The 18,257-nt window shown below is 73.7% G+C and carries 20 protein-coding genes and 2 tRNA genes; 9 read left to right on the top strand and 13 right to left on the bottom strand.

Features of this window, described 5'->3' with window-relative positions; genetic code table 11:
• Positions 1-26 precede the first annotated feature (26 nt).
• Both ACIA5A_RS12175 and ACIA5A_RS12170 read left to right on the top strand, forming a co-directional pair.
• Positions 27-293: a FitA-like ribbon-helix-helix domain-containing protein gene (locus tag ACIA5A_RS12175; protein ID WP_396760023.1), complete on the top strand. Its 267-nt coding sequence runs from the start codon at positions 27-29 to the stop codon at positions 291-293.
• A complete protein-coding gene (locus tag ACIA5A_RS12170) occupies positions 290-691 on the top strand; it encodes a type II toxin-antitoxin system VapC family toxin (RefSeq protein WP_396760020.1) in 402 nt (133 codons plus the stop codon). The genes ACIA5A_RS12175 and ACIA5A_RS12170 overlap by 4 nt, the downstream gene beginning before the upstream one ends.
• Here the strand turns inward: ACIA5A_RS12170 and ACIA5A_RS12165 are convergent.
• Positions 682-1,056: a VOC family protein gene (locus tag ACIA5A_RS12165; protein ID WP_396760018.1), complete on the bottom strand. Its 375-nt coding sequence runs from the start codon at positions 1,054-1,056 to the stop codon at positions 682-684. The genes ACIA5A_RS12170 and ACIA5A_RS12165 overlap by 10 nt on opposite strands.
• Positions 1,057-1,125: 69 nt before the next feature.
• Here ACIA5A_RS12165 and ACIA5A_RS12160 point away from each other — a divergent pair, with 69 nt between their 5' ends.
• From ACIA5A_RS12160 to ACIA5A_RS12145, 4 genes are all read left to right on the top strand, one after another.
• The gene (locus tag ACIA5A_RS12160) at positions 1,126-2,895 is read left to right on the top strand and encodes a proline--tRNA ligase (RefSeq protein WP_396760015.1); all 1,770 of its coding nucleotides are present in this window, start codon (positions 1,126-1,128) and stop codon (positions 2,893-2,895) included.
• A 55-nt stretch (positions 2,896-2,950) separates the two neighbouring features.
• Positions 2,951-3,370: a CBS domain-containing protein gene (locus ACIA5A_RS12155; RefSeq protein WP_396760012.1), complete on the top strand. Its 420-nt coding sequence runs from the start codon at positions 2,951-2,953 to the stop codon at positions 3,368-3,370.
• A 94-nt stretch (positions 3,371-3,464) separates the two neighbouring features.
• Complete coding sequence (locus ACIA5A_RS12150) at positions 3,465-3,890, top strand: SufE family protein (protein WP_396760010.1); 426 nt, start codon at positions 3,465-3,467, stop codon at positions 3,888-3,890.
• A gap of 20 nt (positions 3,891-3,910) precedes the next feature.
• On the top strand, positions 3,911-4,543 hold the full coding sequence (locus ACIA5A_RS12145) for a DsbA family protein (protein WP_396760007.1): 633 nt from the start codon (positions 3,911-3,913) through the stop codon (positions 4,541-4,543).
• 36 nt (positions 4,544-4,579) lie between these two features.
• On the opposite strand, the gene ACIA5A_RS12140 is transcribed toward ACIA5A_RS12145, so the two are convergent.
• From ACIA5A_RS12140 to ACIA5A_RS12125, 4 genes are all read right to left on the bottom strand, one after another.
• Positions 4,580-5,128 carry a YbaK/EbsC family protein gene (locus ACIA5A_RS12140; RefSeq protein WP_396760168.1) on the bottom strand — a complete coding sequence of 183 codons (549 nt, stop codon included), beginning with the start codon at positions 5,126-5,128 and terminating at the stop codon, positions 4,580-4,582.
• Between the two features lie 79 nt (positions 5,129-5,207).
• Positions 5,208-5,981, bottom strand: coding sequence for an SDR family oxidoreductase (locus ACIA5A_RS12135; protein WP_396760005.1), 774 nt, complete (start codon positions 5,979-5,981; stop codon positions 5,208-5,210).
• 357 nt (positions 5,982-6,338) lie between these two features.
• Entirely contained in the window at positions 6,339-7,715 is a 1,377-nt protein-coding gene (locus ACIA5A_RS12130) for an MFS transporter (RefSeq protein WP_396760002.1), read from the bottom strand.
• Between the two features lie 55 nt (positions 7,716-7,770).
• Positions 7,771-8,031, bottom strand: a complete 261-nt coding sequence (locus ACIA5A_RS12125; RefSeq protein ID WP_091061923.1) for a hypothetical protein — start codon at positions 8,029-8,031, stop codon at positions 7,771-7,773.
• Between the two features lie 157 nt (positions 8,032-8,188).
• Between ACIA5A_RS12125 and ACIA5A_RS12120 the strand changes: the two genes are divergently transcribed.
• Positions 8,189-12,658, top strand: coding sequence for an HAD-IC family P-type ATPase (locus ACIA5A_RS12120; RefSeq protein WP_396759999.1), 4,470 nt, complete (start codon positions 8,189-8,191; stop codon positions 12,656-12,658).
• A 7-nt stretch (positions 12,659-12,665) separates the two neighbouring features.
• Here ACIA5A_RS12120 and ACIA5A_RS12115 read toward each other — a convergent pair whose 3' ends face one another.
• Both ACIA5A_RS12115 and ACIA5A_RS12110 read right to left on the bottom strand, forming a co-directional pair.
• Entirely contained in the window at positions 12,666-13,613 is a 948-nt protein-coding gene (locus tag ACIA5A_RS12115; RefSeq protein WP_396760166.1) for an L-threonylcarbamoyladenylate synthase, read from the bottom strand.
• 250 nt (positions 13,614-13,863) lie between these two features.
• On the bottom strand, positions 13,864-14,457 hold the full coding sequence (locus tag ACIA5A_RS12110) for a helix-turn-helix domain-containing protein (RefSeq protein ID WP_396759996.1): 594 nt from the start codon (positions 14,455-14,457) through the stop codon (positions 13,864-13,866).
• A gap of 64 nt (positions 14,458-14,521) precedes the next feature.
• On the opposite strand from ACIA5A_RS12110, the gene ACIA5A_RS12105 reads away from it, so the two are divergent.
• The gene (locus tag ACIA5A_RS12105; protein ID WP_396759994.1) at positions 14,522-15,112 is read left to right on the top strand and encodes a dienelactone hydrolase family protein; all 591 of its coding nucleotides are present in this window, start codon (positions 14,522-14,524) and stop codon (positions 15,110-15,112) included.
• A gap of 4 nt (positions 15,113-15,116) precedes the next feature.
• On the opposite strand, the gene ACIA5A_RS12100 is transcribed toward ACIA5A_RS12105, so the two are convergent.
• Positions 15,117-15,503 (bottom strand): VOC family protein, encoded by a 387-nt coding sequence (locus tag ACIA5A_RS12100; RefSeq protein WP_396759991.1) that lies wholly within the window; start codon positions 15,501-15,503, stop codon positions 15,117-15,119.
• Positions 15,500-15,802, bottom strand: coding sequence for an ArsR/SmtB family transcription factor (locus ACIA5A_RS12095; RefSeq protein WP_396760163.1), 303 nt, complete (start codon positions 15,800-15,802; stop codon positions 15,500-15,502). Before ACIA5A_RS12095 ends, ACIA5A_RS12100 begins: the two co-directional genes overlap by 4 nt.
• A 101-nt stretch (positions 15,803-15,903) precedes the next feature.
• On the opposite strand from ACIA5A_RS12095, the gene ACIA5A_RS12090 reads away from it, so the two are divergent.
• On the top strand, positions 15,904-16,761 hold the full coding sequence (locus tag ACIA5A_RS12090; RefSeq protein ID WP_396759988.1) for a hypothetical protein: 858 nt from the start codon (positions 15,904-15,906) through the stop codon (positions 16,759-16,761).
• A 73-nt stretch (positions 16,762-16,834) separates the two neighbouring features.
• Here the strand turns inward: ACIA5A_RS12090 and ACIA5A_RS12085 are convergent.
• The 4 genes from ACIA5A_RS12085 to ACIA5A_RS12070 form a co-directional block, all read right to left on the bottom strand.
• Positions 16,835-16,910 (bottom strand) — tRNA-Ala (locus tag ACIA5A_RS12085).
• Positions 16,911-16,940: 30 nt separating this feature from the next.
• Positions 16,941-17,069 (bottom strand): DLW-39 family protein, encoded by a 129-nt coding sequence (locus ACIA5A_RS12080; protein ID WP_013283222.1) that lies wholly within the window; start codon positions 17,067-17,069, stop codon positions 16,941-16,943.
• A gap of 43 nt (positions 17,070-17,112) precedes the next feature.
• A tRNA-Ile gene (locus ACIA5A_RS12075) sits at positions 17,113-17,186 on the bottom strand.
• A gap of 146 nt (positions 17,187-17,332) precedes the next feature.
• The gene (locus ACIA5A_RS12070) at positions 17,333-18,256 is read right to left on the bottom strand and encodes a DUF3566 domain-containing protein (protein WP_396759985.1); all 924 of its coding nucleotides are present in this window, start codon (positions 18,254-18,256) and stop codon (positions 17,333-17,335) included.
• Between the last annotated feature and the right edge of the window lies 1 nt (position 18,257).

Below are 18,257 nucleotides of genomic sequence, written 5' to 3'. Positions count from 1 at the left end.
ATCGGGTTTGCATGCAGAATGAATGCATGGTTGCGCTGCAGATCCGGGATGTGCCGGAAGACGTGCGGAACGCGCTCGCCGCCGAGGCCAGGGCACGTGGTCAGTCGCTCCAGGCATACCTGCTGGAGTTGGTGGAGACCCAGGCCCGACGGCTGCGTAACGCCGCGATCCTTGACGGCTTCGGCGGGCGGTCCGACGGCACGCGGTCGTTGCCCGGGGAGAGCGCGGCCGACCTGGCCGACGATCGCGGAAGCGAGCGGAGCCGGCGCGAGAGCCGGGGCGACGCCGCATGATCGTGGTGGACGCGTCCGCCCTTGCCGACGCCCTCGTGGACGACGGTCCGATGGGCGACGCCGCACGATCCGAGCTGATGGCTGACCCGCACTGGGCAGCGCCGGGTCACCTGTTGATCGAGGTCATGTCGGTGATCAGGGGTAAGGCGTTGGGCCGAAAGCTGGCGGCCGCACGGGCGCAGGAAGCCGTCGATGCCCTGCAATGGCTGGTCATCGACGAGATCCCGGCCGCCATGGTTGTCGAGCGGATGTGGCAGCTCCGAGGAAACCTCTCCGCCTACGACGCGGCCTACGTCGCGGCGGCGGAGACGTCGGCCTGCCCCCTGGTCACCGGTGACGCCCGACTCGCCAAGGTGGGCGGGGTCCGTTGTGAGATCCGGGTGATCGGTCAGAGGTAGAGGCAGAACGGGTGGCCGACCGGGTCGAGGTGGACGCGTACGTCGTCCTGGGGCTGGTATTCGGCCACCGTCGCCCCGAGCGACACCGCGTACGCCGAGGCCACGTCGAGGTCGTCCACCTTGATGTCCAGGTGGAGCATCATCGGCGGATCACCCGGCCCGGCGGGCCACACCGGACGGACGTACGCCGGCTCGTCCTGGAACGCCAGCGTGGCGCCGCCGTCCGGCGGGGCCAGCACCACCCAGTCGTGCTCGTCCTCGCGTCTGGGCCAGTCCAGCAGCCGCTCGTAGAAGACGGCGAGTTCCTGAGCGGACGGCGCGTCGAGGACGGTGGACGTCAACGAGAACCGGGGACGATCTTCCATACGACAGTCATACCCCGGGAAGGCCGAAACGGATCGCCCGCGCGCCGGTCGTCGCCGTACGCTGCGCCCATGTTGCTACGCGTGTCCACTCTGCTGCTCCGGACCCTGCGCGAGGACCCGGCCGACGCGGAGGTGCCGAGCCACCGGCTGCTGCTCCGCGCCGGCTACGTGCGTCGCGCCGCGCCGGGCGGCTACACCTGGCTGCCGCTGGGCAAGCTGGTGCTGGACCGGATCACCGCGATCGTCCGGGACGAGATGACCGCGATCGGCGACCAGGAGGTGCACTTCCCGGCGCTGCTGCCGGCGGAGCCCTACCGGACCAGCGGGCGGTGGACCGAGTACGGCGACGACATCTTCACCCTGGCCGACCGGAAGGGCGCCGAGCACCTGCTCGCGCCGACCCACGAGGAGTTGGCCGCGCTGCTGGTAAAGGACGTGTTCACGTCGTACCGGGACTTCCCGGTGACGCTGTTCCAGATCCAGACGAAGTTCCGGGACGAGGCGCGTCCCCGGGCCGGCCTGCTGCGTGGACGCGAGTTCCTGATGAAGGACGCCTACTCCTTCGACCTGGACGCCACCGGTCTTCAGGCCGCCTACGACAGGCACCGGGAGGCGTACCGTCGGATCTTCACCCGGCTCGGGCTGGACTTCACCGTGGTGCGCGCGATGTCCGGCGCGATGGGTGGCTCGGCGTCGGAGGAGTTCCTGGCCGCCACGCCGGTCGGTGAGGACACCTACGTCGGATGCACCCGTTGCGACTACGCGGCCAACACCGAGGCGGTGGTGACCGGCGCGCCGGCCGCCGGTGACCCGGACGCGCACCCGCCGGTCGAGGTGCACGACACCCCGGAGACGCCGACCATCGCGTCCCTGGTCGACCTGGCCAACGGGCGCGCGCTCGCCGGCCGCACCGGCTGGACCGCCGCCGACACGTTGAAGAACGTGGTGCTGACCGTCCGGCAGCCGGGCGCGGAGCGGGCCGAGCTGCTCGTCGTCGGCCTGCCGGGCGACCGCGAGGTGGACCTGAAGCGGGTCGGGGCGGTGCTCGCCCCGGCCACCGTGGCCGTGTTCGACGACTGGGCCGCGCACCCGGAGCTGGTCCGCGGCTATCTCGGGCCGCAGGTCCTGGCCAAGCACGGGGTCCGCTATCTGGTCGATCCCCGGGTGGTCACCGGCAGCGCCTGGTTGACCGGCGCCAACGAGCCGGGGCGGCACGCCACCGACGTGGTGTGCGGGCGCGACTTCGTGCCCGACGGCACCATCGAGGCCGCCGAGGTGCGCCCGGGCGACCCCTGCTCGGCCTGCGGCGACGGCGAGCTGACCCTGCGGCGCGGCATCGAGGTGGGCCACATCTTCCAGCTCGGCCGGCGCTACACCGACGCGTTCGTGGTCGACGTGCTCGGCCCCGAGGGCAAGCCGGTCCGGCCGACCATGGGCTGCTACGGCATCGGGGTGTCCCGGGCGGTCGCCGCCGTGGCCGAGCAGCACCACGACGACCGGGGGCTGGTCTGGCCGGCCGAGGTCGCGCCGTGCGACGTACACGTGGTGTCGGCCGGGAAGGGGCCGCAGCTCGACGCGGCGCTGGAACTCGGCGGTCGCCTCTCCGCCGCGGGTCTGCGGGTGCTCGTCGACGACCGTTCCCACGTCTCCGCCGGGGTGAAGTTCACCGACGTCGAGCTGATCGGCATCCCGCGCGCCGTCGTGGTCGGCCGCCGGCTCGCCGACGGGTACGTCGAGCTGCGTGACCGGGCCGGCGGCGAGCGGACCGAACTGTCCGTGGCGGACGCCGTGGCACGACTGCTCGACGAGGTGGGCGCGACGCGCCGCAACCGGGTGTAGCGATTGCGCCACCGGGTACCGCAGAAGGATCGACCGAGGCGTTTCGGAGGCTCTCATGTACCGCGTCAACGACGTGATGACCAAGCAGGTGGTCTATCTTCCGGCGGAGACCCCGTTGGACGAGGCGGCCCGGGTGATGAAGGAGTCCGACATCGGCGACGTGGTGGTCACCGACGGCGCCACGCTCGCCGGTGTGCTGACCGACCGCGACATCGTGGTGCGGGCGGTGGCCGAGCGGGCCGACCCGGGCACCACCACGATCGGGTCGATCATCACCCGTGAGGTCGTCATGATCGAACAGCACTGCACGGCGAGCGAGGCGGCCGCGTTGATGCGTGAGCGCAACATCCGGCGGGTGCTGGTCTGCGACAACGAGCGAAAGCTGGTTGGCATCGTCTCCCTGGGCGACCTGGCCATCCGGATGGACCCCCGGTCGGCGCTCAGCGACATCAGTCAGGCCGCGCCCAACTCGTGAAAGGCGGGGCCCCTTCTTAACGCCTCAGGTAGAGAAGGGGCCCCTTCTCACCACCAGCGCCGGGTGGTGCGGACGGGACGGCTAGCCTCGACGCATGCCCGAGATGCCGACCAAGCTCGCCGAGATCGTCGACGAGTTCGCCGCCGCCCCGCGCGACGTCGTGCTGGAGATGTTGCTGGAGTTCGCCGACGTGATCCCGCCCCTGCCGGAGGGCGTCGACCGGGAGGCGCTGGAGCAGGTCCCCGAGTGCCAGACCGCGTTCTTCCTGCGCGCCGAGGTGAACGCCGACAAGACCGTGAGCACGGTCTTCGACTGCCCGCCTGAGGCGCCGACCACCCGGGCGTTCGCCGGCATCCTCGCCGACGGGCTGGCCGGCGCGAGCGCCGAGGAGGTGCTGGCCGTGCCGGACGACCTCTACCAGCGGATGGGCCTGGCCCAGGCGATCAGCCCGCTCCGGGTCCGCGGCGGCACCGCCATCCTGGCCCGGCTCAAGCGACAGGTTCGGGAACAGATCGCCTGACCTGCGGGTTGTCGCTGGTCATGGAGATCGAGATCTACGCCGACGTCGCCTGCCCCTGGTGCTGGATCGGCAAGCGCCGCCTGGAGCAGGCCATCGAGTCGTACGACGGCAAGGTGACCGTCCGGTACCGGCCGTTCCAGCTCGACCCGACGCCGGTCACCGAGCCGAGGCCGTTGCTCGACGCGCTTGGCGACAAGTTCGGCGGCCGGGACAAGGCCGACCAGATGGCCGCCCACGTCTCCGGGATCGCCGCCGGCGTGGGCCTCGACCTGCGCTTCGACCGGGCGGTGGCGGCGAACACGTTCGACGCGCACCGGCTGGTGCGGTTCGCCGCCGAGCGGGGGCGCGCCGACGAGATGGTCGAGCGGCTCTACCGGGCGCACTTCGCCGACGGTCTCGACGTCGGATCGATCGACGCGCTTGTCGCGCTCGCCGCCGAGGTCGGGCTGGACGAGACCGAGGCGCGCGGTTATCTGGAGTCGAACCTCGGCCGCCGCGAGGTGGCCGCCGAACTGACCGCCGCGCACCAGCTCGGCGTCTCCAGCGTCCCGACCTTCGTGCTGGCCGGGAAGTACGCGGTCACCGGCGCCCAGGAGCCGGAGACGATGCTCGCCGCGCTTCGCGAGGTGGCCCAGCGGGAGGCGGCCGGCTGATGTTTCACGTGGAACAAGATCGATGCGGATGAGGCGCTAGGCCGGCCTGGCCAGATCCTCGACCACCCTCGCCCCGGGCAGCGCGCCGAGCGCCGGCCCGGGCAGGGCGATCTTGCTGTGGCGTACGCCCGATCCGATGATCACGTGTGGTGTGGCGATCACCCGTGAGTCGACCAGGATCGGCCACTCCTCGGGCAGCCCGATCGGGGTGATCCCGCCGTATTCCATGCCGGTCAGCTCCACCGCCTCGGCCATCGGCGCGAAGCTCGCCTTGCGGACGTCGAGCAGCTTGCGGACCACGCCGTTCACGTCGGCGCGGGTGGTGGCGAGCACGATGCAGGCGGCGTAGCGGGTCTCGCCGCCCCGCTTGCCGGCGACCACCACGCAGTTGGCCGACTCGTCCAACCCCACCTCGTACGCAGCGCAGAAGGCGGCGGTGTCGGCCAGCTCGGCGTCGATCGGGGCGACGAGCACCTCGTCCACGTCGACAGGCGCCTCGTCCGGCCAGCGCTCCACGGCCGCGGCGACCGGCGGTGCCAACAGGTCCAGCCGGACCCGGGCCGGCTCCGTCTTCAGCGTTCCCATCACGGGTGCGATCCTCGCACCTGCGCCGGCCGCCCGCTCGCCGCCCGGTTAGGAGGGGCCCCTTCCTCTACCGAATCCGTTAAGCGGGGGCCCGGCCTTTCTCCGCCAGGTGGTCCGCCCAGGTGCGGGTGCCGGTCGGGGTGGCGGTCGTGGTCAGGGCGCCGGCGCGCAACTCGCGGCCGAGCCGCCCCGGGATCCGGACCGGCAGCAGCGGCCGGCGGGACCGGCGGGCCGCCAGCCAGGCTCGGGCGGCCTCGTCGAAACGAAGCACCTCGGGGCCGCCGAAGTCCTCCACCCGGTGCGACGGGCCGGCGCGCAGCAGCACCGCGAGCCGGTCGGCCACCTCGCCGGGGTCGACCGGCTGGGCGAGCACCGCCGGGTCCCCGACCACCGGGCCCAACCGACTCGCGCCGGCCAGCAACTCCGCCAGGAACCCGGGGAACTGGGTCGCCCGCAGCACGCTCCACGGCACCTCGCCGGCGGCGACCACCTGTTCCGCGGCGAGCTTGTGCCGGTAGTAACCGAGCGGCACCCGGTCCACGCCGACGATCGAGACGTACACCAGGTGCCGGACCCCGGCGTGCCCGGCGGCCACGGTCAGCCGGCGGGTGCCGAGCACGTCGATCTCGTGGGTGTGCCGCTTCGGCGAGGAGGCCAGGTGCAGGATCGCGTCCATCCCCGCGACCACCTCGGCCAGTCCGGCGCCGCTGGCCAGGTCGGCGGTCATCCACTCGACACCCTCGCCGGCACCGGGCCGGCGGCTCACCGCCCGCAGCGTGAATCCCTCGTCCCGCAGTCGCGGCACCGCCACCCGCCCGAGCCGCCCGGTCGCCCCGGTCACCAAGACCCGCATCGCCCCATCCTCCCGCTCGGTCGCCGCGTGGCCGCCCGCTCCACGCGAATCAGGTTCCCGGGCCGGTCGAGTCCGGCCCGACAAGGACGGAGCACCGGGAGGGATCGTGACCGCCCGCGCGGAAACGGGCCGCCGGCTCGGCCGAATGCGGAGGCACCCCAAGGCGGCGAGTCGCGCCGAGCAGGTCGCGACCTGGGACGACGCGAGGGCCGGCCCGCTCCGAAGAAGGGTCTGCTTTTCGTCCTTATACCTCTGAGGCATAAATATGACTGAGAGGCATGACGTCGAAAAGTGGTGCCTTCTTCCGATCGCGTCACGCTGCGTGAAACGCTCGCCTCCTGGCACGCCACGCCGCCGTCACCCCGCCGGCCGGAGCACCACCCGGCCGGCGAGCAGCAGGCCGAGCAGGCCGCACCCGGCCGCCACCGCAAGCGTGGCCGCGTAGCTCGCCGGGCCGGGCGAACCGCCGCCGGCCAGCACCGCCCCGGTCAACGCCAGCACGGTGGCGGCCGCCAGCGAGTCACCCAACTGCAACGCCGAGGAGTTCCGGCCCTGCTCGGCCGGGGCGGACAACTCCAGCGTCAGTACCGACAGCGACGGGTAGAGCAGGCCCATGCCCAGGCCGGCGACCGCCCAGGCGAACACCGCCGGCGCCACCGGGATCCCCGGCAGCAGCGCCGACGCGACGCCCGCTGTGCCGGCGGCGATGCAGGCCAGCCCGGCCCGGGGCGGGGTGGCTGCGGAGCGGGGCGCGGCGATCCGGCCCTGGATCCACGAACCCGCCGACCAGGAGAGCGCCCCGACGGTCAGCACCAGCCCGGCGCCGGTGGGCGAGAAGCCGCGCTCCCTGGAGAGCATCAGCGGGATCACCACCTCCGCGCCGACGAACGCCGCCGACGCCAGGCCACGCAGGCCGATCACCGTCGGCAGCCCGCGCGCCGCCCGCAGGAACCCCGGCGGCAACAACCGGGGTACGCAGACGAGCAACCCGGCCAGCGCCGCGGCGACGAAGCCGGCGGCGAGCGCGCCGCGCTGCTGCCCCCCGTGGTGCAACAGTGCGGCGCTCGCCCCGGCCCCGCAGGCCCAGCCCACCCGGGCCAGCGCCCCGGCCGGTGGGCGGGTCGGCACGGTGCCGGCCAGTGACCGCAGTCCCGGCTGGATCAGCAGCACCGCCGGCACCGCGACAGCCGGCACCGCGAGGAACACCCAGCGCCAACCCAGGTACTCCACGATCAGGCCGGCCAGCGCCGGCCCGACCAGCGACGGCACCACCCAGGCCGCCGCGAACGCGGCGAACATCCGCCGCCGCAGCCGCTCCGGGTACGCGTGCCCGACGATCACGTAGAGCGCCACCGACAGCAGCCCCGAGCCGAAGCCCTGCACCACCCGGCCGGCGACCAGCACACCCATGCCGGTGGCGGCGCCCGCCAGCGCCAGCCCGACGACGAACCAGGCCACGCCGTGCCACATGGCCGGGCGAGGGCCTCGCGCGTCGCACCAGATGCCGGAGGCCACCATCGCCACCACGCCGGAGGCGAACGGGCCACCGAACGCCAGCGCGTACAGGCCGAGGCCGTCCAGGCTGCGTGCCACCGTCGGCATGGCCGTGCCCACCGCGAGGGCCTCGAACGCGAGCAGCGACACCAGGGCGACGCTGCCCACGGTCATGGCCCGCAGGCCCGGCGACCACAGGCCGTCGGCGGAGGTCCCGGGTGCGGTGGCGACGATCGTCATGGGCTCCAGCCTGGTTCCTCAACCGTGGTTGAGGTCAACTGTGGGCCCGGTCTCGTCAGGCGGTCTCCAACGCCTCGCCGATGCCCTTCGCCAGGCCGGAGGCATGCTGGTCGGCGAGGACGTGCCCGGCGGTGATGACCAGGGCGAGCGGCCACTCGATGACCTGCAACGCGGCGAGCACCCCGACGCCGGCGTAGTAGGCCAGCTTGTCCGGCGGCGGCACGGCCACCTCGCCCAGCAGCGGGACGTCCACCCGCCGGCTGTACGCCCGGACCGTCTCCCGTGCTCCGCTCAGGTGTCGCGTCAGCGTGCTCATCCCTGCCTCCCCGGTAACGACGACGCATCGACCCCACCGGCATTCCACCGCCCCCGGCGTCCATGCCCCGGGCAGCGGGGGAAACTTCCCCCGCCGCGGGGGCATAACGGACGTCGCGCCGGGAAGTCGGGCCGCCGGGACGAATCCGGGAGGCGAGATGGCGTACGGCTTCGCCGGTCTCCTGCTGTCGCCGGCCGCCGTGCCGGACGCCGTGGCGCGGGTCGCCCGTACCGTCGGGTCGGCCCTGCCGGGCGCGGCCGTGCCGACCGGCGTCACCGAGGCGGCGGGGACCGTGGGTTCCGCGGCCACCCGCCTGGCCCGGCTGGCCGGCCTGTCCCGGCGGCGGGTGTGGTCGCGTGACGGCCGGCACCACATCGAGGTGCACGGCGTCTGCCAGGACGGCGGGGACCGACTCGCCCGGCAGGTCGAGGCGGCGCTGGAGGCGGTGCCGGGGGTGACCTGGGCACGGGTGAACGCGCCCTCCGGCCGGGTGGTGGTGGCGACCGGTGAGCCGAAGCCGAAGCTGCGCGACCTGATCGACACCGTGACGCGCGCCGAGCGCGTCTGCCCGTACGAGCCGGACCCGGAGATCCCGCCGCCGCATCCACCCGAGGAGGGCCCGCGCACCCCGCGTACGCTCGGCGCGCTCGCCTCCGACGCGCTCGGTCTCACCATCTCCGCGGCCACCCGGATCCTGCCGTTCACACCGGTCCCCGGGGAGGTGGCCGGCCTGCTCAACGCCGTCGACCTGCACCCGAAGCTACACGCGCTGGCCGATCGTGGCCTGCGCGCCGACCCGCGCGCCGAGGTGCTGTTCCCGCTCGCCGAGGCGGTCGTGCAGGGCCTCACCGGCGGTTGGGCCGGCATCGTGCTCGACGGCGCGCAGCGGGTGGTGCAGTGGGGTGAGGCGCGGGCCCAGCTCGCCGCCTGGAGCCGGGCCGAGCCGAAGCTGACCGGCGACCCGGACCGGGCGGTCGCGCGGGTGCCGGACGGCGAACGGCCCTGCCCGGTGCCGGACGGGCCGGCGGAGCGCTACGTCCAGCGGATGCTCGCGGCCGGCGCGGTGGCCGGCGCCGCGGCGATCCCGGTCGCCGGGGGCAAGCGGGCCGCCGCGCTGGCGCTCTCCTCGTTGCCCAAGGCGCCGGGCAGCGGTCGCGAGGGGTACGCCGCACAGCTCGGCCGGATGCTGGCCCGGCGCGGGGTGATCGCCATGGACCGCAGCGTGCTGCGGGAGCTGGACCGGATCGACACGGTGCTGCTGGACGCCGCGGTGCTCGGCTCCGACCGAGGTGTGCTCTCCGACCTGGCCCCGCTGCCCGGAGCGGAGACCAGGCAGGTGGCGGCGCGCGCGTTCGCGTTGTTCGACCCGGCCGACCCGGACGCCGTACGGTCCGACGACGGCTGGCGGCTCGGGCCGCTGGACCGTCTCGACGCCGAGGATCCCGGGGACACCCCGGACAGCGCGCGGCTGCGCGCCGACGGGGGTCGGCTGCTCGGGCTGTCCGAGGGCGGCCGGCTCGCCGCCGTGCTGCGGGTGGAACCGGAACCCGCGCCCGGGGTGGACGCGCTGGTGTCCGCCGTCCGGCGGGCCGGATTCCGGCTGGTGATCGGCGGCGCCGAGGACGGCCGGTACGACGTCGCCGACCGCCGGGTGCCGGGCGGCGACCGGCTCGGCGACGCGGTCCGGGATCTGCAACGCGAGGGCGCCGTCGTGCTGGTGGTCTCCGGGGAACGAGCCGCGCTCGCCGCCGCCGACTGCGGCCTCGGCGTGTCCGCGCCGGACGAGCTGCCCCCGTGGGGCGCGCACCTGCTGGTCGGCGACGACCTGCGGGTCCCCGCCCTGCTCGTCGACGCCGCCGGGGTGGCCCGCCGGATGACCGGGCAGAACATCCGCATCGCCATGGCCGGCAGCGGGCTCGGCGCGCTCGGCGCGTTCACCGCCGAGCGGCGGCAGCTCCCCGGCCGGACCATGGCGGCGGTGAACGGCGCCGCCGCGGTCGCGTTCGCGCACGGCGTCTTCCGGGCCCGTCGGCTGCCGGACCGCACCGGCACCCCGACACCCGCGCTCACCGCCTGGCACCTGATGCCTGTGGAGACGGTCCTGGACCAGCTCGGTACCCGTCCCGGCGGGCTGACCGACGAGGAGGCCGGTCGTCGGCGGGGCGCGGCGGCCGGCGACGGGCACGGGCCGGCCGGGCTGCTCCGCGCGTTCGTCGACGAACTGTCGAACCCGCTCACCCCGGTGCTGGCCGCCGGGGCGGTGCTGTCCGCCGCGTTCGGCTCGCTCGTCGACGCGGCGCTGGTCGGCGGCCTCGTCGGCGGATCCGCGCTGATCGGCGCCGTGCACCAACGCAACACCGAACGCTCCCTGGCCGAACTGCTGTCCCGCTCGGCGATCACCGCCCGGGTCCGGCGCGACGGCGCGGAACGGGTGGTGCCCGCCGAGGAACTGGTGCCCGGCGACGTGATCAGCGTCGGTTCCGGTGACGCCGTACCGGCGGACTGCCGCGTGCTGACCACCGACGGCCTGGAGGCCGACGAGTCGTCGCTGACCGGCGAGTCGCTGCCGGTGGCGAAGAACCCGGACCCGGTGGTGGCGGCGGCCATCGCCGAGCGGCACTCGATGCTCTTCGAGGGCACCACCGTCGCCGCCGGGCACGGCACCGCGGTGGTGGTGGCCACCGGTGCGGAGACGGAGTCGGGCCGGAGCCTGGCCCTGGCCCGGCAGGCCCCGCCGGCGAGCGGGGTGGAGGCGCGGCTCGGGAAGCTGACCCGCTCCGCCGTACCGCTGGCGGCCGGGTCGGCGATCGCGGTGGCCGGGGCGGGACTGCTCCGGGGCGTACCCCTGGCGGAGACGGCGGCGACCGCCGCGAACCTGGCCGTGGCGTCGGTGCCGGAGGGGCTGCCGTTCCTGGTCAGCGCCGCGCAACTGGCGGCGGCGCGCCGGTTGGCCGAGCACGGCGCGCTGGTCCGCAACCCGCGCACCATCGAGGCGCTGGGCCGGGTGGACGTGCTCTGCTTCGACAAGACCGGCACGCTCACCGAGGGGAAGCTGCTGCTGGCCGGCGTGGGCACCGGCGACGACAGGTACGCACCGGCGGACCGCCTGGACGACGCGCTCCGGTCGACGCTGGCGGCGGCGTTGCGGGCCACCCCGGCCGCCGACGACCCGGACGAGTTGCCGCAGCAGACCGACCGGGCGGTACGCCGGGGCGCGAACGCGGCCGGGGTCACCGAGCGCACCGGGGCGGTGGAGTGGACCGCGACCGGCGGGCTGCCGTTCGAGCCGTCGAGGGGCTACAGCGCCACGGTCGGGCGCACCGCGGACGGGTCGCTGCTCAGCGTGAAGGGTGCGCCGGAGTCGGTGCTGCCGCGTTGCGCGTCCCGGCGTACCACCGGGGGCGACCGGCCGTTGGACGCGGCCGGCCGGGACGAGGTGCAGGCCATGCTTGCCGCCCGGGCCGGCGCCGGGCACCGCATCCTCGCCCTGGCCGAGTGCCGCGTCGCCACCGACGCGGTCACCGACGAGCAGGTCGACGGCCTGGTCTTCGTGGGTTTCCTGACGCTGGCGGACGGGGTGCGGGAGAGCGCCCGCCCGGCGGTGGAGCGGATCCGGAAGGCCGGCGTGCACACCGTCATGATCACCGGGGATCATCCGGCGACCGCCGAGGCCATCGCCGCCACGATCAGCCCCGATCACGGGCAGCAGCGGGTGGTGACCGCCACCGACCTGGACCGCCTGGACGACGCGGCGCTCGCCGAGCGGCTGATGGCCACCGACGTGGTGGCCCGTTGCACGCCCGCGCACAAGGTGCGGATCATCCAGGCGTTGCAGCGTCGGGGCCGGACGGTGGCGATGACCGGTGACGGCGCCAACGACGCACCGGCGATCCGCCTCGCCGACGTCGGCATCGCGCTCGGTCAACGGGGCACCCCGGCCGCCCGCGCCGCCGCCGACCTGGTGGTCACCGACGACCGGCTGGAGACGATCATCGCCACGCTGGTCGAGGGGCGGGCCATGTGGTCGTCGGTCCGGCACGCGCTGAGCATCCTGGTCGGCGGCAACCTCGGTGAGATCGCGTTCAGCGTGCTGAGCGCCGCGTCGACGGGCCGGTCCGCGCTGACCGGGCGGCAACTGCTGCTGGTCAACCTGCTCACCGACCTGGCGCCGGCGCTGGCCATCGCGGTCCGGCCGCCGGCCGAGGACCGCGCCGACCACCTGCTGCGGGAGGGGCCGGACTCGTCGCTCGGCGCGACCATGACCCGGGAGATCGGGCTGCGCGCGGCGGCGACCACGCTGGGCGCGACCGCCGGTTGGACGCTGGCCCGCTGGACCGGTACGCAACGCCGGGCCGGCACCGTGGCGCTCGCCTCGCTGATCGGCACCCAGCTCGGTCAGACCGTGCTGGCCGGCGGCACCAGCCCCACCGTGCTCGCGGCCACCGCCGCGTCGGTGGGCGTGCTCGTCGTGGTGGTGCAGACACCCGGGGTCAGCCAGTTCTTCGGCTGCACCCCGCTGGGGCCGGTGGGCTGGACCATCGCCACCGGCTCGGCGCTCGGCGCGACGTTCGCGAACGGCGCGTTGACCAGGCTGGTGGACCGCCTGCCGCAGCCCGGCTCGTCCTGATCGGCGCTCAGTGCCAGGTCGCGGCGGCCCGGCGCAGCCTGTCGTTGACGGCCCGACCGACCCCTTCGTCGGGCACCGGCTCGGCGACGATCGCGGTCACCCCGGCGGCGTCGAGCCGGTGCAGCGCGTCGAAGAGCCGCGCCGCCGCCGCGGTCAGGTCGCCGTCGGGCGAGAGCACCTCCACCGCCGCCCAGTCGCCGTCCGCCGGTGGCTCCCGGAAGGCCAGGAATCCCCGCCGGCCGCCGTCGTGCTCGGCCGCCGTGCCCAACCGCAACGGGGTACGCGGCGCATAGTGCGCGGCAAGCGTTCCGGGCGCGACCGGCTGGCCGGAGCTGCCCTGGCGTACCTCGACCGGCCCGACCGCCTCGACGAGCGCCTCCACCGGCAGCGCGCCGAGCCGGAGCACCACCGGCCGTTCGCCCCGCGCGTCCACGATCGTCGACTCGATGCCGCAGCGGGTGGGCCCGCCGTCGAGCACCACGTCCACCGCACCGCCCAGCCCGGCCACCACGTGCTCGGCCCGGGTGGGGCTGAGCTGCCCGAACCGGTTGGCACTCGGCGCGGCGACCGGCACCCCGGCGGCGGCGATCAGCGCCCGGGCGGCCGGTTCGTCGGGGACCCGGACCGCCATGGTGTCCAGGCCGGAGGTGACGATCGGCGGGATCGCGGCGGGCCGGTCCACGATCAGCGTGAGCGGGCCGGGCCAGAACCGCTCGACGAGCGCGGCCACGGCCGGCGGCACCGCGCCGACGAGCGCCGGCAGGTCGGCGGCGTCGGCCAGGTGGCTGATCAGCGGGTCGAAGCTGGGCCGGGCCTTCGCTTCGAAGATCCGCGCGGCGGCGCGGGCGTCCAACGCGTTCGCACCCAGCCCGTAGACCGTCTCGGTGGGGAAGGCGACCAGCCCGCCGGCGCGCAGGACGGCGGCGGCCTCGTCGATGCCGCCGGCGGCGGGCAGGACGCGGGGGGATCCGGTGCTCACGCTCCGACGCTAGCCTGCTCCCGGCCACCGCCTCGGCGCGGCCCCGGGCGGCCTCGCCGATTGGCCGGCGGTTCGCGGTGGGAGCCAGGGGGACTGGCCGCGCTGCCCCGGCGGGAGACCTGTCGGCGTGTCGCGGCTCCGGCGCGTCGCAGCTCATAGGCTGATTCGCAGTGAGCGATATACCTGTGAGACATAATTATGCCTGAGAGGCATATCGCGCTCACGGTCAGGTCTGCGGGTCGGGCGCGGGGGCGTCCGGGTCGGGCAGGGTGGGCGCGTCGGTGGGGTAGAGGCCGGCGGCGAAGCCGTACACCTGGTCGCCGGCGCGCGGTATCTGCGCGAACCGTCGGGCCAGCGCCTGCACCTCGGTCCAGAACTCGCGTACGTCCTCGATCGGGATGCGGGCGTGCACCAGCGTGCACCGCAGTTCGTCGGCGGCGTGCGCGGCGGCCGCCTCGGCCGCCGCCTCGGCGAGCCCGTTGATCCGCGCGACGGTCTGCTTGTCCTCCGGCCGGTGGAGCGCGCCGACGTAGAAGGTGCGGGCCACGCGGCCGTAGAACCGCTCCTCGATCGCCCGGACCCGGCGGGTGCGCACCACCCGCAGCAGACCGGCGTCGACCAGTTGGTTCACGTGGTAGGCCACGCTGCTCTTCGGCCGGTCGACGGCGGCGGCGAGTTCGTTCACGGTGGCCGCGCGCTCCAGGAGCAGCTCCAGGAGGGTGCCGCGCAGCGGGTCGGCGAGCGCCTTCAACTGCTCCGGGGCGGTGACCACGAGCAGGTCGTCGAGGTCGTAGTCCGGGATCCGCTGATTGACCGACATTTCTCGACCGTTCTAAGATTCTGGTTCGTTCGATGATTCTGGTCCGACAGTCAGGAGTCTAGAGATGGCCGAGATCCTCCTCTTCCACCACCTGCAGGGGCGTACCGACGGCGTGCGCGCCCTCGCCGACGCGCTCGGCGCCGGCGGGCACACCGTGCACGTCCCCGACCTGTTCGACGGCGAGCTGCCGGCCAGCCTCGAGGAGGGCTCGGCGCTCACCAAGCGGATCGGCGGCGACACCCTCGACGAACGCGCCGACCGGATCGCCGCCGACCTGCCTCCCGACCTCGTCTACGCCGGCGTCTCCTGGGGTGCGGCCATCGCCCAGCGGCTCGCCCAGACCCGGCCCGGCGCCCGCGCCGCCCTGCTCTACGAGGCCTGCCTGCCGGTGACCGGCGAGTGGGCGATCGGCCCCTGGCCCGACGGCGTCGCGGTGCAGGTCCACGGCATGGAGCGGGACCCGTTCTTCGGGCTGGAGGGCGACGTCGACGCCGCCCGTGAGCTGGTGTCGATCGTCGGCCCGGAGCGCGGCGAGCTGTTCGTCTACCCGGGCGACCGGCACCTGTTCACCGACCGCTCGCTCCCGTCGTACGACGCCGAGGCGACCGCGCTGGTGGTGAGCCGCAGCCGCGACCTCCTCGACCGACTGGGCTGACGCCCTACTTGTACTGCGCGATCTGGATCAGGTTGCCGCAGGTGTCGTCGAACACCGCGGTCGCCACCGGGCCCATGTCGACAGGCTCCTGGGTGAACAGCACCCCGAGACCGCGCAGCCGTTCGTGCTCGGCCGCGACGTCGTCCACCGCGAACTGCGTCAGGGGGATGCCGTCGCCCGCCAGCGCCTCCTTGAACGCCTTGGCCGCCGGATGCGCGTCGGGCTCCAGCAGCAGCTCGACGCCGTCCGGCGCGTCCGGCGAGACGACTGTCAACCAGCGGTGCTCGCCGGTCGGCACATCCGTCTTCGCCACGAAGCCCAGCACCTCGGTGTAGAAGCGCAGCGCCTTCTCCTGGTCGTCGACGTACACGCTGGTCAGGTTGATCCTCATGGCGTCTCCTGTCGAGGTTCGGCACCGAGCCATCGCTCGGCGACAGCACGCAGCGGCCGGGTGTCGAGATGGTGGAACTTGTAGCGGCCCTGCCGGCGCGTGGTGACCAGGCCGGCGGCCTCCAGCACGTCGAGGTGCTGGGAGATCGCCTGCCGGGACGAGGTGACCCGGTGGCGCGTGGCCAACCGGCCGCAGATCTCGAACAGGGTCTGACCGTCGCGTTCGGTCAGCTCGTCGAGGATCAGGCGGCGGGTGTGGTCGGCCAGCGCCTGGTACAGATCACCCACGCCGACCACGATAGGCAAGTCGCTACTTGCCTACAAGGAGCACGGCCAAGATCGTTCGGACGCCGACCGGAAGCGACGACCCGCTACCATGACGGACGTCGATCGGGGACTCCGTGGCCAAGGACATCGAACCGAGGGCGACCACACAGCCGAAAGGGCTCGGCGCCGCGTACTCGACGCTTGTCGGGATCCTGGGTCTGCTGACCTCGGTCCTCGGCCTGGTCCAGCTCTTCACCACCAGGAACGTGCTGCTCCTCACGGTGCTGTTCGCCGGCGTGCTCGCGGTGGCCGGCGTCGCCGGCCACCACACCTGGCAGGCCGGCGACATAAGACTGAGGTGGCTGGGCACACTCACGGTCGCCGCCCTGGTCCTGGCGAGTCTTGCAGCGGGTTACGGCATGGGGAGGGCGACCGTGCCCACCACACCGGCCACGGAGACCACGTCGAGGCAGAGCGCGACATCGGGCACCGACGGGAACCCGACATCGTCGGCGGCCACCCCGAGCGCCGACGGCACCACCTCACCCGCGAGCACCCGATCGACCGATGCCTTCCAGTTCGCGCGCGTCACCCCGGCGAGCACGGACAACTTCGGGTCGTCGGGATTCGACTTATGGACGACCGAGTCGGTGTCGGTCGAGGCGATCGAGTACGACGAGGCCATCGTTCTCTCGATGATCGACTGTAAGCCGGACCCGCCCCTTCGCGTCGAGTACGTACTCGGCCGCAGGTACAAGCGACTGGCCGGCAAGGTGACCCTGGTCGACGACTCGCCGACGACGACGCCTGTGCCCTTCGTCGTCGTGCTCGACGACAAGCCCCAGAAACGGATGAGAATCACCACGACGCCCTTGGAACTCGGCATCGACCTCACCGGCGTCAACCGGATCCGCTTCGAGTTCACCCCACCCGGAAACACCTGCTCGAAATACAGCAAGGTGGCGTTCGTCGGGATGATCGCCCAGCCCTGAGCGCCCTGCCCGGCCTGCCGTCACGCGAGCTGAGAACCCCGACCTCGGATTCGAGATCAACCAGGGAAAGTGCTGGTGGAGCCCAGGGGACTCGAACCCCTAACCCCTGCCTTGCAAAGGCAGTGCTCTGCCAGTTGAGCTAGGGCCCCGTGTCGGGCGGAGACCGCCCGAGGTCGCGCTCAGCGCAGGTCGGGTGCGGTGGTGGCCTCGTGCCACAGGGCGCGCTCGTCGTTCGAGGCCTTGACCTTCTTGGCCACGACGGCGGCCACGCCGACGATGCCGGCAAGGATCAGGAGCTTCTTGAACATGGGCTTGACCCCTCGCGCTCGACTGGCGTCGGACGATGTGCGGTGGGGCTAGCTGGAATCGAACCAGCGACCTCAGAGTTATCAGCTCTGCGCTCTAACCGACTGAGCTATAGCCCCGCGTAGCGACGAGCAAGGTTAACCCATCGTCGCCAGCGCGCCCAAATCGGGGGGCCCGTGGCGGAAACACCCTGTCGCCACCACGAACCTACCCGGACGCGCGACGCCGGGGCGACCGCTTTACGCGGTGCCCCGGCGCCGTCGAATCAGTCCCGTTCGGCGAGCGTCAGCTCGATCCCGCCGACCAGGTCGGCGCAGACGTTGTAGACGAACGCGCTCAGCGTGGCCAGCGCGGTGAACAGCACGACGTTGACCAGGCCGATCAACGCGGACGTCAGAATCACGCCCTTGGCCGTGACGCGGAAGCCACCGCCGCCGCTCTGGCCGCCGGCGTTCACCAGGTCGGTCAGGCTGTCGTTGACGCTCTTGAACACCCCCATCGCGTCGAGCGCGAGGTAGAGCACCGAGGTGGCCACGACCACCACGATGAAGAGCACCACCGAGACCGCGAATGCGAACTTCATCACGGACCACGGGTCGATGCGCTTCAGGTTCAGCCGGGCCCGGCGCGGTCCGCGCGAGGCGGCCGAGCTGACCGAGGTACGCGCGGCGCGTACCGCCTCGCCCACGCGCGCGGCGCCGACCGCCGCCGCTCCACCGATGCCCGGCGGCAGGCCCCCGCCGTTGGCGGGGCGGCCCTGGGCGGTGCCGGCGCCGCCGGTCGGGCGGGCGGCTTCCGGCGCCATCTTCGGCGCGGTGCCCAGGCCGCCGCCGATGCGCGGCTGCGTGCCTGTCGTGCCGGTGGACGCGCGGCCGGCCGCGGTCGCCTTGGTCGGCGGTGTGCTCGTGGCGGGCTTCGCCGCGACCGGGGCCGCCAGGCCGTCGGCCGAGGTCGGCGCGTCGACCTTGGTCTCGGTCGACTCACGGGATCCGGAGTCCTCGCCCGGCTTGTCGGGAGGCGGGGCCATGCCGGGGGCCCGGGTGAACTTCGGGGCAGGCGCGTCGGCGGGGACCGTGGCCCGGCCCACAGCCGCGCGGCCGGTCGCTGGTGTGCCGCTCTGGGCGGATTCCTCCTCGACCGGGGTGGCCGAGGTCCCCTTGTTCCCCGACTTCGCCTGTGTCTCCGTCATC

This window comes from Micromonospora sp. NPDC051300 (assembly GCF_044455315.1).
Taxonomy (GTDB): domain Bacteria; phylum Actinomycetota; class Actinomycetes; order Mycobacteriales; family Micromonosporaceae; genus Micromonospora; species Micromonospora robiginosa.
Note: the sequence above shows the minus strand (reverse complement) of the source record. Positions and strands in the feature narration are given on the sequence as shown.

Excerpts from the sequence above, each read along its gene's own strand:
- ACIA5A_RS12170 (WP_396760020.1), top strand. The coding sequence starts at position 290 with ATGATCGTGGTGGACGCGTCCGCCCTTGCCGACGCCCTCGTGGACGAC.
- ACIA5A_RS12105 (WP_396759994.1), top strand. The coding sequence starts at position 14,522 with ATGGCCGAGATCCTCCTCTTCCACCACCTGCAGGGGCGTACCGACGGC.
- ACIA5A_RS12140 (WP_396760168.1), bottom strand. The coding sequence starts at position 5,128 with ATGGGAACGCTGAAGACGGAGCCGGCCCGGGTCCGGCTGGACCTGTTG.
- ACIA5A_RS12175 (WP_396760023.1), top strand. The coding sequence starts at position 27 with ATGGTTGCGCTGCAGATCCGGGATGTGCCGGAAGACGTGCGGAACGCG.
- ACIA5A_RS12145 (WP_396760007.1), top strand. The coding sequence starts at position 3,911 with ATGGAGATCGAGATCTACGCCGACGTCGCCTGCCCCTGGTGCTGGATC.
- ACIA5A_RS12150 (WP_396760010.1), top strand. The coding sequence starts at position 3,465 with ATGCCCGAGATGCCGACCAAGCTCGCCGAGATCGTCGACGAGTTCGCC.
- ACIA5A_RS12125 (WP_091061923.1), bottom strand. The coding sequence starts at position 8,031 with ATGAGCACGCTGACGCGACACCTGAGCGGAGCACGGGAGACGGTCCGG.
- ACIA5A_RS12100 (WP_396759991.1), bottom strand. The coding sequence starts at position 15,503 with ATGAGGATCAACCTGACCAGCGTGTACGTCGACGACCAGGAGAAGGCG.
- ACIA5A_RS12130 (WP_396760002.1), bottom strand. The coding sequence starts at position 7,715 with ATGACGATCGTCGCCACCGCACCCGGGACCTCCGCCGACGGCCTGTGG.
- ACIA5A_RS12080 (WP_013283222.1), bottom strand. The coding sequence starts at position 17,069 with ATGTTCAAGAAGCTCCTGATCCTTGCCGGCATCGTCGGCGTGGCCGCC.
- ACIA5A_RS12070 (WP_396759985.1), bottom strand. The coding sequence starts at position 18,256 with ATGACGGAGACACAGGCGAAGTCGGGGAACAAGGGGACCTCGGCCACC.
- ACIA5A_RS12120 (WP_396759999.1), top strand. The coding sequence starts at position 8,189 with ATGGCGTACGGCTTCGCCGGTCTCCTGCTGTCGCCGGCCGCCGTGCCG.
- ACIA5A_RS12160 (WP_396760015.1), top strand. The coding sequence starts at position 1,126 with ATGTTGCTACGCGTGTCCACTCTGCTGCTCCGGACCCTGCGCGAGGAC.
- ACIA5A_RS12165 (WP_396760018.1), bottom strand. The coding sequence starts at position 1,056 with ATGGAAGATCGTCCCCGGTTCTCGTTGACGTCCACCGTCCTCGACGCG.
- ACIA5A_RS12135 (WP_396760005.1), bottom strand. The coding sequence starts at position 5,981 with ATGCGGGTCTTGGTGACCGGGGCGACCGGGCGGCTCGGGCGGGTGGCG.
- ACIA5A_RS12110 (WP_396759996.1), bottom strand. The coding sequence starts at position 14,457 with ATGTCGGTCAATCAGCGGATCCCGGACTACGACCTCGACGACCTGCTC.
- ACIA5A_RS12155 (WP_396760012.1), top strand. The coding sequence starts at position 2,951 with ATGTACCGCGTCAACGACGTGATGACCAAGCAGGTGGTCTATCTTCCG.